A 14987-nucleotide genomic window follows, 5' to 3' on the forward strand; every position below is an offset into this window, starting at 1 on the left:
CCAGCCACTGGCTGGAGCGCATCGGCCACTTCTTCGAGCACTACAAGGACCTGGAGAAGGGCAAGTGGGTCAAGCTGGACGGCTGGGGCGGCGCCGCCGAAGCCAGGCAGATCCTGGTCGAAGCGCACCAGCGCTACCTGTCCAGCGCCAGCTGAGACGGGATGAGCCCCGCTCCGGTGCCTGGCGCCGGAGCGATGGGCATCACGTTTTTACAATGAGGCGCATCACTGTTTGTGCCGAATTGGGTACATTGCGACTTCTACACCGTCCACGGTGGGTTTCACCGTGGTCACCCAGGGGATTGTGTCGTGCGTATTCTGTTAGTTGGGGACGAAGCCAGCCTGTCGGCTGAGCTGTTGGATTTCATTGCCGATCTTGGGGAAGAGTGGCAGCCGTTGACCGCCGCAGATGGCCAGACGGCCATGAGCATCGTGTCGGCCTCGCCGGTCGATGCGGTCATTGCCTGCCCCACCCTGCCCGATCTCACCGCGACCACGCTGCTGGGCCAGATCCGGACGCTGCGTCCGGAGACGATCCGCATCGCGCTGGTCGAAGCGCCGCAGGGCAACCGGCCGCCGCCGGCGCGCCTGATCGGCGTGGCCCACCGCTTCCTGCCGTTGCCACTGTCTCCGGAAGTGCTGCTTGAAGCGCTGACCAGCCTGGAAGAGCTGCGCGAGCTGCTCGACAGCGAACGCCTGCGCAGCGCCATCGGCCGCATCGAAAAGCTGCCTTCGCCGCCGCACCTGTACCTGAGCCTGACCCAGGCGCTGGAGCACGACGACGACACCGACACCGCCGACGTGGCCAAGCTGGTCTCGGCCGACCCGGCAATCGCGGCCAAGGTCCTGCAGCTGTCCAACTCGGCCTTCTTCAACAGCGGGCGGACCATTTCCGACCTGCGCAGCGCAGTGACCCGCCTGGGCCTGGCCACGCTGCGCGACCTGGTGCTGGGAAGCGAGGTGTTCTCGGCCTCGGCCCTGTCCGGTGCCGAGCGCAATGCGCTGCAGCAGCGCGCGCTGCTGGCCTCGCGGCTGGCCGCCAAGCTGCTGCCCGAGTCCAGTGCCGAACTGGGCGCTACCGCAGCACTTCTTGCTGATATCGGCCTGCTGCTGCCGGGCGTGCGCAATGAGCGCACCGAGCCGGCCAGCGACGCCGATCCGCGTCCGGGCCACAGCGAAGCGGGTGCGTACCTGCTGGGCCTGTGGGGTCTTCCGATGCCGATCATCGAAGCCGTGGCGTTCCACCTGCAGCCGCAGCGTTCGAACACGCGCAGCTTCTGGGTGACCGGCGCGGTGCACGTGGCGCTGGCGCTGGTCAACGGCGAGCCGGTGGACGAGGAGTACCTGCAGCGCGCGGGTGTGCTGGGCAAGTTGCCGCAGTGGCGCGACCATGCCAATGGGTTGATGGGGTTGGCTACGGCTGACGCTTGATGCTGGGTTTGCGTGGCGCCGGGCAGAGCCCGGCCCTACCGGTGAAACCGACCTTTTGAGGTCGGTTTTTTTTTGCCTGCGGTCCGGGCAAACAAAGAGGGCGGCCCTTGCGGGCCGCCCTCTTTTTATTGCACCAGTGGTTCGATGGATCAGAACTTCTGGGTGTACTTCATGTACAGGAAGCGGCCGATATCGAAACCGCCGTAGTAGGCGAAGCTCGAGTTCTGCTGCGAGTACATCAGCGGACCCTTGTGGTCGAACACGTTGTTCGCGCCCAGGGCGATGGTGGCATCCCACGGTGCCTTCCAGCTGACCTGCAGGTCGTGGAAGGTGTTGGAGCCGGTCTTGCGCAGCGGAGCGGTCTCGCCGTAAGCGATGCGGTCCGGATCGGTGCAGCCGATCGCGATGCAGTCTTCGTTGAGGCCCGAGTAGTAGCGTGCGGTGTAGTTGACACCGAAGTCGCCCAGCGCCCAGTTGACATTCAGGTTCGAACGCACGCGGAACAGGGCATCCTGCGCCACGCGGCCGATCATGATGTCCTGGCCCTCAGCGTTCTGCGCCGATTCGTCGTACTTGGACAGGTAGCTGGTCTGCCAGTCGATGCTGAACTGACCGATGCTCAGTTCCGGCAGGCGGTACTTGATGCCCAGGTCGTAACCTTCGGTGTCCATCTTGCCGAGGTTGGCGGTGCCGTAGGTGATGGCGCTGATGTGGCCATCGGCGGCACGGGTCACGCTGCCGCAACGGCTTGCATCGCCGAGCACGTAGCAGTCACGCAGGATCCGATCGACGGAGTCGTCGATGATCATGTTGCTGATTTCGTAGCGGTACCAGTCCAGCGAGACGTCCAGGCCCTGCACCCAACGCGGGCTCCAGACCAGACCCACGGTCTTGCTCTTCGAGGTTTCCGGCGACAGGTTCGGGTTGGCACCCGAGATGAACTGGTCACCCGACTGGCACGGCGTGGTCGAGCACGGGACGTTGCCCTGGCCCAGCTGCACGTAGTCAGCCGGAGCGCCACCGGCCAGGCAGGCGGCATTGCCGGCCACGCTGCCCGAAACGCCCACGGCGCACGGATCGGTGTAACGCTCGAAGCTCGAGCTCAGGCCGCCGTAGAGGTCGGCGATGGTCGGAGCGCGGAAGCCCTCGGCGTAGGTGCCGCGGACCAGCAGCTCGTCCATCGGACGCCAGGTCAGACCGAACTTGCTGTTGGTGGTGCCACCGAAGTTGCTGTAGTCCGAGTAACGGCTGGCAACGTTCAGGGTCAGTTCCTTGGCGAACGCCATGTCGGCCAGGATCGGCACGTTCAGTTCGAGGTAGACCTCGTTCAGATCGTACTCGCCCTGGGTCGGCTTCTGGCCCAGGCCGGTGGACATGCCCGACTGTGCGAAGGCGTCCGGCACATAGCTGCCTTCTTCCTTGCGGTGCTCCACGCCCACGGCGAAGCCGAGGTCGCCGGCCGGCAGGGTCACGATGGAACCGGCCAGGTTGGCGGTGAAGCTGGTGGTCTTGGTGACACCACGGGTGGTGTAGGTCGGGAACAGGAAGTCCTGCAGTTCCGGGTCAGCCAGCGAACCCTGGCCTGCAACGCCGTACGGCAGCAGCGGGTTCCACGGACGGCAGTCGCCCAGCGCGATCGGGTTGGCAGCGGTACCGCACTGTGCCACGCCCTGCGCGTTGATGAAGGACGAACCCAGGGCCTGCTCGGAAGCGATGAGGCTCATGTCGCCGCGCTGGGTCTTGATCGACTCGTTGCGGTTCCACAGGGCGCCGACGTCCCAATCGAAGGTCTTGCCGGCCAGCTCGAAGTAGCCGCTGACGGTCGGCGCGAAGCGCAGGGTCTTCAGCTGGCTGTCGGTGGTACGCGGCACTTCCCACAGGCGGCGACGGAAGTCGACATTCTGGCCAACCGGGTTGAACGCGCTGTCGGCGGCCAGCGGGGTGCCGAACGAAGACGACTGGTACGGATAACCGGCAATCTGCTGGAACGTGTTGCGCTCGTTGTAGAGCACATCGGTGTTCAGGCTGATGGTGTCGGTGAAGTCGTAGGTGCCGTTGACGTACAGCGACTTGCGCTCGACGCCGGTCAGCAGGCTCATCTGCTGGTTGGAGTTGGCGTACTCCTCGGCAGTGAGGGTGTGATAGTCGTTCGGGTTGTTCGGGTTGCCACCGGCGTTGAGGGTCTTCCACACGGCGGTCTTGGAGTCGGCGCAGTTCACCTGCAGCGGGTTGCACCAGCTGCCGTACTGGCTGATCGGGCTGCCGTCGGCAGCGACCGAGTTCGGACCACGGCCGCCATCACGGCTGTACCAACGGTCCTTGGCCCACACCGGATCCTGCTTGGCGTATTCGGCCGACAGGGTCAGGCTGCCACGCTCACCGGTAGCACCCAGGGTCATCGAGTACTGCTGGTTCTGGCCATCGCCCTGGTCGTACTGGCCGATGTAGACGTTGGCTTCGCCGCCGTCGAAGTTCTTGCGGGTGATCACGTTGACCACGCCGGCAATGGCGTCGGAACCGTAGATCGAGGAAGCGCCGTCCTTCAGGACTTCAATGCGCTCGACCGCCGACATCGGGATCTGGCTCAGATCCTGGTAGCCGGCAGTGGTGGCGCCCAGGCGCTTGCCGTTCATCAGCACCAGGGTGCGCTGGGCGCCCAGGTTGCGGATGTCGACGTAATAGCCGCCCACGTTCTCGCCCGAGGACAGCGAGTCCGAACGCGAGATGGCCGGCGAGCCGGCCGAGGTCAGGTTGTTCAGCACGTCAGCGACGTTCGAGAAGCCCTGCTTTTCCAGGGATTCGCGGGTCATCGTCAGGATCGGCTGCTGGGTCTCCATGTTGGCGCCGCGAATACGCGAGCCGGTGACCGAGATGCGATCGAGGTCAGTGGTGCCGGAGGCTGCTTCCTGTGCCGAAGCGAAGCTCGGCACGAGCGCCAGCGCAATACCGGCCGGCAGAAGGCCGAGCCGCACTGCGGGAGTACGAAAATTCATCAATCTCTCCAAGGTACGTTAGTAGCGTGTTAAACCGCCTCGGAAAGTTACGATTGCGTTACCGTTAATTATTTGCGCGATGCCACCGGACTGTTTGCCGACTTTGGCGGAAGCGATCCACCGGTCTGACGGAAGCCCGACGCAGACTGGCCATAACGGGCGCGGAACGCACGCGCGAAGCTGCAGCAGTTGTCGAAACCGCTCGCCGCTGCGACTTCACCGATCATCATGTCGGTGTCGCGCAGCAGATCCGCCGCGCGTTCCAGGCGAAGGCGCGCCGACAGCGACTGCGGGCTTTCTTCGTACAGGCTCTGGAAGGTCTTGGACAGGTACCAGCTGGAGAAGTTGGTCAGCTCGGCCAGTTCACCGATGCGCACCACGCGGTGGCTGTTGCCTTCGAGGTACAGGCGCGCACGCTGCATGCGCCCGAACACCTGGCGCTTGCGGATGCGCGAACGGCCCGGGCAACGCTGCACGCCGGTAGCCATGCCGCGCTGCATGGCGGCCAGGTGCAGCAGTACCGGACGCAGTGCCTGCGCCGGCTGGCCGCTGGCCAATGCATCGCGCCACAGGCGCAGGGCCACCCGCACTTCGCTGCGCGACATGCTGCCGCGGCCGGCGTACAGGCTGCAGTCGGCCAGTTCGCCCAGCGCGCGCAGCGCGTCCGGGGTCAGGCTCAGGCCAATGCACAGGCCATCGCGGCCGGCCTGGATCATCGGCTTGGACTCTTTCTCGAACGCAATCCATTCGCGCTGGCGCAGACGGAAGCGGCCTTCCTTGGATTCGACCCAGGCGCTGCCACGCAGCTGCATCCACACGGTGAACGTGGTGCCGGCGGTCTGCAGGCTGCCCAGTCGGGCAACACCGAGACAGGTCGGCAGCGGACCGTCGTCGACGATCTTGTCCAGGGAAAGCGATTGGCCGCGATCGGCCAGGGAAAGCTGACGCATGACGTACACCGGGGTTTGCCGTAACAGGGCTCCCGTTTTGCCAAATCAGGTCAGGTGCGTCAGGAAGATTCGACGAGATTGATCCGAATTCGTCACGATGCGATCACGAAGAAAGTACGACGACTACTTTCCTTTCCAGAACAACAGGTTGGGCGCAGCCGAGAACACCGGTCGCGACGGCTCGGGCAGCGTCATCACGCCGATATCGGCGCCATCGGCGACCGCCAGGGCCAGGTACACGGCGCTGCCGTCGGGCTGCGCGCTGAAGCCGTTGCCCGCGCTGAGCCGATGGGCATCCAGGCACACTTCCTCGCCGTTGGAGGGCGCGTTGATGCGCGCGAACACGGTGGAACAGTCGGCACGGCTGGACAGGTAATCGAGGCTGCCATCCCGGGCTACGGCCCACGTGCGGTAGCGCCAGCGCGACGGGCGGTCTTCGCTGACCTGCTGCACGCTGGCCGGATCCAGCTGCAGGTTGGCCGACCACAGGCCGCCTGCGGACAAGCGGGTAAACAATACGCGCTGGTTGGCGGGATCCAGCCGCGCCTGGGATACGCCGTCCACGCTGCCGAGCAACTTCCACGGTGCGACGCGGCGATCGAACAACGACAGCCGCATGCGCTCGTCGTGATCGCGTTCCACCACCAGGATGTGGTCGCTGTCGCCGGCGTACAGGGCCTGCAGCGGTTGCGCCACCGGTACCGGCAACGCCACGATCTGCTCGTCGCGCGGCGAGACTTCGTAGATCACCGGCTGTGCCTGTGCATCGCGGCCGGAGACCAGCAGGTGCCGGCTGTCGGGTGACCAGTCGGCCGACTGGCGGGTTTCCGGGCGCAGCCCTTCCACTGGGCGCAGCGATTCCGGCCGGCCCAGGTCGGCCCACCACAGGCCGTAATTCCCCGACCGATCCGAGGTGAACACCAGTTGCTGGCCATCGGGCGCAAGCATGGGCTGGCCATCGCGGCCGTTGGAGGGGAACAGGCGTTCAGGCGTGCCCGGCCGCCCCTCCTTGACCGGCACGCGGAACAGGCCGAACTGCGCCTTGCGGTGCACGAACGCCAGCATGTTGTTGTGCCGCGACAGCGCAGGCGACTGCGCGTCGTCCAGTCCGACATCGCGCAGCGTGCGCGTTTCGGTGTCCAGTTCGTACAGGCGCGCCTCGCTGTCGACACGCCGGCCGAACACGATATGGCGGCTGTCGCCGCGCCAGGCCCAGCCGCGGATCTCGGCCGAATCGCTGGTGAGCTGTTCGGGTTCGCCGCCGGTGGCGGGCAGGCGCCACAGGTCGCCGATCTGCGGGTTGCGCACGAACACGATCCAGCGCCCATCGGGCGAGAACCGTGGCGCATAGTCGAAGCTGTCGTCGGCAACCCGGTAGTCGATCGGCGTCCAGGCGCCGCTGGCGATATCCAGCACGCGGATGCCGCGGTGCGCATGGCGACCAGACAGCGAACCAAACACCAGGCCCCGCCCGTCCGGGGTCCAGTCGAAGCTCAGCAGTTCGGTGCCGTCGCAGCGCGTGACGTGGCGGATCGCACCGCCGGTCGCACTGGCGATCAGCACTTCGCAGCTGGCCTCGGGCCCGAACCGGGCAAAGGCGATGTCACGACCGTTCGGCGACCAGTTCGGAAAGCGGTCCGAATGCGCGGCCGGGGTGTCGGTGAGCAGGCGCGCCGGTGCATTGCCCGAGGTCTGCACCTTGATCGCGCTGCCGCCGCCGCTGGCGTCGTCGGCCTCGTAGGCGACCTGCGAGCCGTCCGGCGACACCGTGGGATAAGTCTCAAAGCCCGCCGTAGCGGTGATCAGGCGGTACGGGCGCTGCGGGCTGCCCACCACCCGGCTGCCGTCCTCCAGCACGCCGCTCGGCGCCGGTGCGCCGGACTGGCGCTGCAACAGCAGCGCGGTCAGCACCAGCAGCGCCACGGCCATGGCCAGGCCGATCGCCAGGAACACGTAGCGACGGGTCCGCCGCCAGCGGCTGCGCGGACGCGGCGCGGACAAAAGCGCGGGTGCGGCGAACACCGCAGCCAGCGCGTCGCGCTCGTCTTCACCGGGCGCACTGTCAATGTCGGCCAGCGGCTCGGTCAGCACCGACACCGGCTGCAGCAGCCGGTAGCCGGTCTTGGCGATGGTTTCGATGTAGGCCGTTCCGGCCCCGTCGTCGCGCGAGAACGCCTTGCGCAGCTGGGTGATGGCCTGGGTCAGTACATCATTTGTGGGCAGCGTGTCGGGCCAGACCTCGGCGAACAGTTCGTCGCGGGTCACCACCGCACCGGGCACGCGCATCAGCACCTTGAGTACACCCAGCGCCTTGGGCGTCAGCCGCCGCGGACGGCGCGCGCCGTCAACCACCACTTCACGCGAGGACAGCGTGATGGTGCAATCGCCGATCCGGATACGGTCGGCAGCGGGTGTCTCACTCTCTATGACGTTCATTCCGGTGCTGCGTGCGACAACTGAACAACTGGAACGCAGCGACCGAACCGCCAGATTCCGCAAATGGCATCAGCGCAAAGCGCAAAAACACTGAAGCGCGCGAATACTAGCCTAAGCAGGTTAAACGGCGCCTGTGCGTCGGGAAGACATCAGGCCCTCTCTCGCCGACGAATCCATACAATTTGCTCCATCATTCGCGCCTTCGGGCGCGATTTTTTTATCTGCGATTCAGCAAACTTTTAGTGCGGATTCAGTTTCGTGCATTCCGGATCATGGTCAGGCCCACCAGGCGCGACACCACCAGCGCCACGTACATCACGCCGGCGAACTGCTCGAGCATCACCAACGCACGCGCCTGCGGGTGGATGGGCACCACATCGCTCAACCCGACCCCTGACAGCAAGCTGAAGCTCAGATAAAGGAGCTCCATCCATGTGCGCAGCTCGGATTCGCTGGTGGCGACGAAGCTGCCCGGATACCACTGCTGGCAGACCGCGAAGGCGAAGGCGAACGCCCACGCCAGCAGGGTGAAGGTGGCCCCCGCGGCGAACAGTTCGTCGCGGGTGACCTTGTGGTCCTGCAGCATGTAGGCGATCAGGCTGCCGGCCGTATAGAAGTACAGCAGGCATTCGAGCAACTGCGCGGTGGTGACCAGCGCCGGACGCCCCAGCAGCACGCCGGCGATGGAGAACACCACCGAGGGAATGGCCAGCACCAGCGCCAGCCACATGCCCAGCGGGCTGCGCCGCACCACCCAGATCGCCAGGCCGAGTACGGCGATGCCGAACGCGCCGAACAGCGCGCGACCGGCGCCGGACTCGTCGATGGCCGGATACAGCAGCACGCCCAGCAGCTGTACGGCCAGCAGCCACGCCGACGGATGCCGGCGGGCAATGGCCAGCCACTTGGTGGTGCGCGCTATCGCCATGGTCGGTCCCCGGGCCCGGTGTGATGCCCGGAGCTTAGCTCAGCCCTGCCGCCGCGGCGTAGTCGCGCACGTCCTGGGTGATCTTCATCGAACAGAAATGCGGCCCGCACATGGAACAGAAGTGCGCCTCCTTGTGCGCGTCCTTCGGCAGGGTTTCGTCATGGAATTCACGCGCCTTCTCCGGGTCCAGGCCGAGGTGGAACTGGTCTTCCCAGCGGAACTCGAAGCGCGCCCTGCTCAGCGCGTTGTCGCGCACCTGCGCGCCGGGATGGCCCTTGGCCAGGTCGGCGGCATGCGCGGCGATGCGGTAGGCCATGATGCCGTCGCGCACGTCCTGGCGGTTGGGCAGGCCCAGATGCTCCTTGGGGGTGACGTAGCAGAGCATGGCGGTGCCGTACCAGCCGATCATCGCCGCACCGATCGCGCTGGTGATGTGGTCGTAGCCCGGCGCGATGTCGGTGGTGAGCGGTCCCAGCGTGTAGAACGGCGCTTCGCCACATTCGTGCAGCTGCTTGTCCATGTTCTCCTTGATCAGCTGCATCGGCACGTGGCCGGGCCCTTCGATCATGGTCTGCACGTCGTGCTTCCAGGCGATCTTCGTGAGTTCGCCCAGCGCTTCGAGTTCACCGAACTGCGCGGCGTCGTTGGCGTCGGCAATGCAGCCCGGGCGCAGGCCATCGCCGAGCGAAAAGGTCACGTCGTAGGCCTTCATGATCTCGCAGATCTCTTCGAAATGCGTGTACAGGAAGTTCTCGCGCTGGTGCGCCAGGCACCACTTGGCCATGATCGAGCCGCCGCGCGAGACGATGCCGGTGACGCGTTTCGCTGTAAGCGGCACGTGGCGCAGCAGCACGCCGGCATGGATGGTGAAGTAGTCCACGCCCTGCTCGGCCTGTTCGACCAGGGTGTCGCGGAAGACCTCCCAGCTCAGCGCTTCGGCGTGACCGTCGACCTTTTCCAGCGCCTGGTAGATCGGCACCGTCCCGATCGCCACCGGCGAGTTGCGCAGGATCCATTCGCGGGTCTCATGGATGTGCTTGCCGGTGGACAGGTCCATCACCGTGTCGCCCCCCCAGCGGATCGCCCAGACCAGCTTCTCCACTTCTTCGGCGATGCCCGAGGACACCGCGCTGTTGCCGATGTTGGCGTTGATCTTGGTGAGGAAGTTGCGGCCGATGATCATCGGCTCGCTTTCGGGGTGGTTGATGTTGTTGGGCAGCACCGCACGCCCGCGCGCGATTTCCGAGCGGACGAATTCGGGGGTGATCACGGCGGGGATGGCCGCGCCGAACGACTGCCCCGGATGCTGCGCCAGCAGCGCCTGGTCGCGCACCTGCTCCAGCCGCTGGTTCTCGCGGATCGCCACGAACTCCATTTCCGGGGTGATGATGCCGCGCCGCGCGTAGTGCATCTGGGTGACGTTGGCCCCGGCCAGCGCGCGACGCGGTTGCAGGCGCGAAGGGAAGCGTACCGCGTCGAGGCGGGCGTCGATTTCCCGCGAGCGTCCAAACGCCGAGCTCAGTCGTGGCAGCAGTTCGGTGTCGCCTCGTTCGTCAACCCAGCCCGCACGCAGCGCGGGCAGGCCGGTGGAGAGGTCGATGACCGCCTCCGGGTCGGTGTACGGGCCGGAAGTGTCATAGACAGTCAGCGGGGCGTTGTCACCGCTCAGCGCGATTTCGCGCATCGGCACCTGCAGGTCGCTGCGTGAGCCGGATACGTGGATCTTGCGCGAGCCGGGGATCGCCCGGGTGACCGAGGCGGACAGTTGCTGGGCCTGCTGCTGCAGGCTGGAAGTTTGTGCGTTCACGACATCGTCCTGGGTACTCGCCCGCACGGGGTGTGCGGAACGGGGACGAAGCGGCGGCGCACGGCAGGCACATGGCGCACGGGGTCCGTGCGGCATGCCGCTGCTGTAGCGAAGCTTCCCTACGCCGGTATCAACCGGATCAGGTTCGATGGGACTGTCTCAACCGTGGCCCCAGGGCCGCGGTACCCCCGCTTCGGGGCGGATTAGAGCACAGTCACGGCCCAACGTGAACAGGGGTCTCATGCGACCGTGGCTACACTGTGGCACATGGTATTTCGACTCTCGATAGCGCTGGTGCTGGCCCTGGTGCTGGCCGCCGGCATCGCCCCGGACGCGTTCAACGACATCGTGCGCGGCGGGCTGGTACACATCGTTCGCGGGGCCGGCTGGCTGTACCTGCTGGTGGTGTTCATCACCCTCTCGTTCCTGCTGTACCTGGCGTTTGGCCGACTGGGCAGCCTGCGCATCGGCGGCGAAGACGCCGAACCGGAGTTCTCCAACGCCAGCTGGATGTCGATGCTGTTCGCGGCGGGCATGGGCATCGGCCTGGTGTTCTGGGGCGCAGCCGAGCCGGTCTCGCACTTCGTCACCCCACCCGAAGGCCTGCCGCCGCAGAGCATGGAAGCGGCGCGTGCGGCAATGCGATATGCGTTCTTCCACTGGGGCCTGCATCCGTGGGCGATCTACGCGTTGATCGGACTGGCAATGGCCTGGTTCCAGTTCAACCGCAACGGCCGCGGCCAGATCAGCGACCTGCTGCAGCCACTGATCGGCGCGCACCACCGCGGCTGGATCGGCACGGTGGTGGACGTTGCCGCCGTCGTGGCCACTGCCATCGGCGTGGCCACCACGCTGGGGTTCGGCACCATCCAGATCGCGGCCGGCCTGGAGCGGGTGTTTGGCATCCGTGCCGACATTCCGTCGCAGTTGACCATCATTGCAGTGGCATTCGTGCTCTACATGGCGTCCACCACCAGCGGCGTGCAGCGCGGGATCAAATGGTTGTCCAACATCAACCTGGCGTTGGCCGCGCTGCTGTTGGCACTGGTCCTGGTGCTGGGCCCTACCGGCTTCATCTTCGACACCTTCACCACCACCATCGGCTCGTATCTGAACCAGCTGGTCACCATGAGCCTGCGGATGTCGCCGTTCTCCGGCAGCACGTGGGTGGCGGACTGGACGATCTTCTACTGGGCCTGGTGGATCGCGTGGGCGCCGTTCGTGGGCTCGTTCATTGCGCGCGTGTCGCTGGGGCGCACGATCCGCGAGTTCGTGCTCGGCGTGGTGATCGCGCCCAGCGTGCTGGGCTTCCTGTGGTTCTCGGTATTCGGCGGCACGGCGTTGTGGTCGCAGATCTTCGGCCACGTGGACCTGGTGCAGGCCCTGGGCAACGGCTACGAAACGGTGCTGTTCACCATGTTCGACAGCCTGCCGATGCCGACCGTCCTGTCTGTGATCGCGCTGGTGTTGCTGATGATCTTCTTCGTGACCTCGGCCGACTCGGCGGTGCTGGTACTGGCCAGCATGTCCACCGACGAAGCGGGCGACCCGCCGCTGTCGCGGAAGATGACCTGGGGCGTGGCGATTGCGCTGATTGCGGGCGTGTTGCTGTTGGCCGGCGGACTGGATGCACTGCAGGGCATGATCACCATCGCCGCCCTGCCCTTCGCGCTGTTGATGCTGGCAGTGATCTATTCGCTGTACCGGGTGTTGAACACCGAATACCAGTTGCAGCGCCGGCGCGCCCAACGCGCGCGCCGCATGATGGACGCCTGGATCGAACGCGAGATCGCCGCGCAGGAAGAGACGCGGGATGAGGCTTCGCGGGCTGATACTTGATCGCTTCTGTTGAGTTCTAAAGCAGCGTCTCATTGATCCGTGCAGGGGCGGCCGCCGGGCAGCCCCGCTCCGGGACACGCCGTGAACCCATCCATGGGGGCTGCTAGAAAACATCCATGTTTTCTAGCGTCCCTCCGGGGGCTACCCGGCGGCCGCCCCCATACAGGGTCGTGTGCGGTTGGAAACGGCAGACACGCATGGCGTGTCCCTACGCGGGTGCGCGGTCTGGTGATGGCGCGTGATCTCGCGACGGCAAGGCTTGGTAGGGTCGGTTCCCAAACGACCGCCGTGAAATCATCCGCGTTCGGTAACGCATGAAAATGATCGGCATCGCGACGCCGGCCAACGGCCGGCACCCGCGTTTCCCGTGGCCACCGGCCACCTGTCAAAGGGTCGACCGGGGTCGGTTTGCGGGGGAATCGGCGCCATGGATGGCGTCCGCTTAGCCTACAGGGACGTACTTGCGGCGACCCCGCAAACCGACACCGGGCGGCCCAAGCCAGGGAAACCGCGCACCCCTGGGCTGTTCGCCTGAATCCAACAGCAGCCGGGCAGAGCCCGGCTCTACCGCAGCCGTCAGTACCCCGCTGCCTGCCCGTCCTTGCGGCTTTCCGAAGCACCGTAATACACGCCGGTTTCCGGGTCGCGCATGATCGCCTGATAGCCGCCATACGGGCCGTCGGCAAACGTCACCCGATGCCCCTTGCGCATCAGCGCACGCACGGTTTCATACGGGTAGCCCGTCTCCAGGTTCACTTCGCCACCGTCGCTCATCGCCGTGGCCTGGCCGGTCGGTTCGGTCGAACCTTCATGCTGGATGCGCGGCGCATCACCCGCCTCCTGAAGATTCATCCCGAAGTCCACCATGTTCATCACGATCTGCGCATGGCCCTGCGGCTGCATCGCACCGCCCATCACCCCGAAACTCATGTACGGCTTCCCGTCCTTGGTCACAAACCCCGGGATGATGGTCTGGAACGGACGCTTGCCTGGCGCGTAGCCATTCGGATGGTCCTTGCGCAGCACGAACATCTCACCGCGATCCTGCAGGATGAAACCCAGCCCCGGCGGTGCCATGCCACTGCCCATGCCCCGGTAGTTCGACTGGATCAGCGACACCATCATCCCGTCCGCGTCCGCCACCGTCATGTAGATCGTGTCGCCCTCCTCCAGCTGCTTCGGCGTGCCCGGCTGCACCTCGCGCAGCGCCTTGTCCATCGAAATCAGCTTGCGCCGCTCCGCCGCGTATTCCTTCGACACCAGCTTCTGCACCGGCGCCGGTTGGAACGCCGGGTCCGTGTAGAACCGCGCCCGGTCCGCAAACGCCAGCTTCTTCGCCTCCACGAACAGATGCACATGCTCCGGCGAGCCGAACGGAATCTTCGAGAAATCGTAGCCTTCCAGCACGTTCAGGATCTGCAGCGCCGCGATGCCCTGGCTGTTCGGCGGCAGCTCCCACACGTCATAGCCCCGGTAGTTGCTGCTCACCGGCTCCACCCACTCACCGTGGTGGCTCGCCATGTCCTCATAGCTCAGGTAACCACCGTTCGCCTTGAAGTACGTGCCGATCGTGCGCGCGATATCGCCCTTGTAGAACGCATCGCGGCCGCCCGTTGCGATCTGCTCCAGCGTGTTGGCCAGGTTCGGGTTCTTCCACATCTCGCCCTTGCGCGGCGCGTGCCCGTTGATCGTGAACTGTTCCTTGAAGCCCGGGTACTGCGACAGCTTCGGCACCGAACGGTCCCAGTAATACGCGATCACCTCCGCCACCGGATGGCCCTCGCGCGCGTAGCGGATCGCCGGCGCCAGGTTCTCGGCCATCGGCTTGCGCCCGAACTTCTCATGCAGCGCGAACCAGCCATCCACCGCGCCAGGCACCGACACCGGCAGCGGACCGGTGGCCGGAATGTCCTTCAGCCCACGGCGCTGGAACTCCGCCAGGGTCAGCGACTTCGGCGATCGGCCCGAGCCGTTGTAGCCATACAGCTTCTGCGTCTTCGGGTCCCACACGATCGCGAACAGATCCCCGCCCACCCCGTTCCCGGTCGGCTCCATCAAGCCCAGCGCCGCATTGGCCGCGATTGCCGCGTCCACCGCCGAACCGCCGCCCTTCATCACCTCCAGCGCGATCTGCGTGGCCAGCGGCTGCGAGGTGGCCGCCATCGCATGCGGCGCGATCACCTCCGAGCGGGTCGCGAACTCCCGCCCGGTCACCCGGTCGGCAGCGGAAGAGAACAGCGGCAGCGCGCACAGCAGCGCGGTCGCCAGTACGGCACGGGCAAGGGGTCGGGTCACGGATCGGGATTCCAGTATGGGAAGCAACCGGTCGATGGTCGCCGCAGCAGCCGGTTTCGCACATCCGACAATGGTCATGTACACAGGCGTGGAGGCCGATATTCCGCGCGGAAACCCCGCTTCAATACTTGAATTCGGGTTCATCGGAACGCTTTCACCCGCAACCATCCTTGCGCGACAAGGCATTGCGCTGGATACAGGCGAAACTGTTGGAAATTCCCTTTCCACGGTTGACAGCCGCAAAACCGCTGTGGTTTTCTCGATCACATGTTGCAGCGCCACACGCCCATTCGCGAATCCATCGAGCAC

At 65.8% G+C, this 14987-nt stretch carries 8 protein-coding genes, 1 pseudogene and 1 riboswitch; of the genes and pseudogenes, 3 read left to right on the top strand and 6 right to left on the bottom strand.

The features are described 5' to 3' along the window. Both RYM47_RS06390 and RYM47_RS06395 read left to right on the top strand, forming a co-directional pair. Positions 1–155, top strand: a 155-nt coding sequence (locus tag RYM47_RS06390; RefSeq protein WP_315386868.1) for an inorganic diphosphatase, incomplete at its 5' end; no start/stop codon positions are given. A gap of 153 nt (positions 156–308) precedes the next feature. Then, on the top strand, positions 309–1430 hold the full coding sequence (locus RYM47_RS06395; RefSeq protein WP_315386709.1) for an HDOD domain-containing protein: 1122 nt from the start codon (positions 309–311) through the stop codon (positions 1428–1430). Positions 1431–1579: 149 nt separating this feature from the next. Here RYM47_RS06395 and RYM47_RS06400 read toward each other — a convergent pair whose 3' ends face one another. The 5 genes and pseudogenes from RYM47_RS06400 to thiC form a co-directional block, all read right to left on the bottom strand. Continuing rightward, positions 1580–4423: a TonB-dependent receptor gene (locus RYM47_RS06400; RefSeq protein ID WP_315386710.1), complete on the bottom strand. Its 2844-nt coding sequence runs from the start codon at positions 4421–4423 to the stop codon at positions 1580–1582. Between the two features lie 68 nt (positions 4424–4491). Next, a complete protein-coding gene (locus RYM47_RS06405; RefSeq protein ID WP_315386711.1) occupies positions 4492–5373 on the bottom strand; it encodes a helix-turn-helix transcriptional regulator in 882 nt (293 codons plus the stop codon). A gap of 123 nt (positions 5374–5496) precedes the next feature. After that, entirely contained in the window at positions 5497–7809 is a 2313-nt protein-coding gene (locus RYM47_RS06410) for a winged helix-turn-helix domain-containing protein (protein ID WP_315386712.1), read from the bottom strand. A gap of 250 nt (positions 7810–8059) precedes the next feature. Beyond that, the gene (locus RYM47_RS06415; protein WP_315386713.1) at positions 8060–8737 is read right to left on the bottom strand and encodes an ion channel; all 678 of its coding nucleotides are present in this window, start codon (positions 8735–8737) and stop codon (positions 8060–8062) included. Between the two features lie 52 nt (positions 8738–8789). Next, a pseudogene (gene thiC, locus RYM47_RS06420) lies at positions 8790–10544 on the bottom strand (phosphomethylpyrimidine synthase ThiC); the annotation flags it as partial. A gap of 98 nt (positions 10545–10642) precedes the next feature. Continuing rightward, positions 10643–10744: riboswitch (TPP riboswitch) on the bottom strand. Positions 10745–10811: 67 nt separating this feature from the next. Between thiC and RYM47_RS06425 the strand changes: the two are divergent. Then, positions 10812–12383 carry a BCCT family transporter gene (locus tag RYM47_RS06425; protein ID WP_315386714.1) on the top strand — a complete coding sequence of 524 codons (1572 nt, stop codon included), beginning with the start codon at positions 10812–10814 and terminating at the stop codon, positions 12381–12383. A 576-nt stretch (positions 12384–12959) separates the two neighbouring features. Here RYM47_RS06425 and ggt read toward each other — a convergent pair. Further along, a complete protein-coding gene (ggt, locus tag RYM47_RS06430) occupies positions 12960–14678 on the bottom strand; it encodes a gamma-glutamyltransferase (RefSeq protein ID WP_315386715.1) in 1719 nt (572 codons plus the stop codon). Between the last annotated feature and the right edge of the window lie 309 nt (positions 14679–14987).

This window comes from uncultured Stenotrophomonas sp. (assembly GCF_963519125.1).
Classification (GTDB): domain Bacteria; phylum Pseudomonadota; class Gammaproteobacteria; order Xanthomonadales; family Xanthomonadaceae; genus Stenotrophomonas.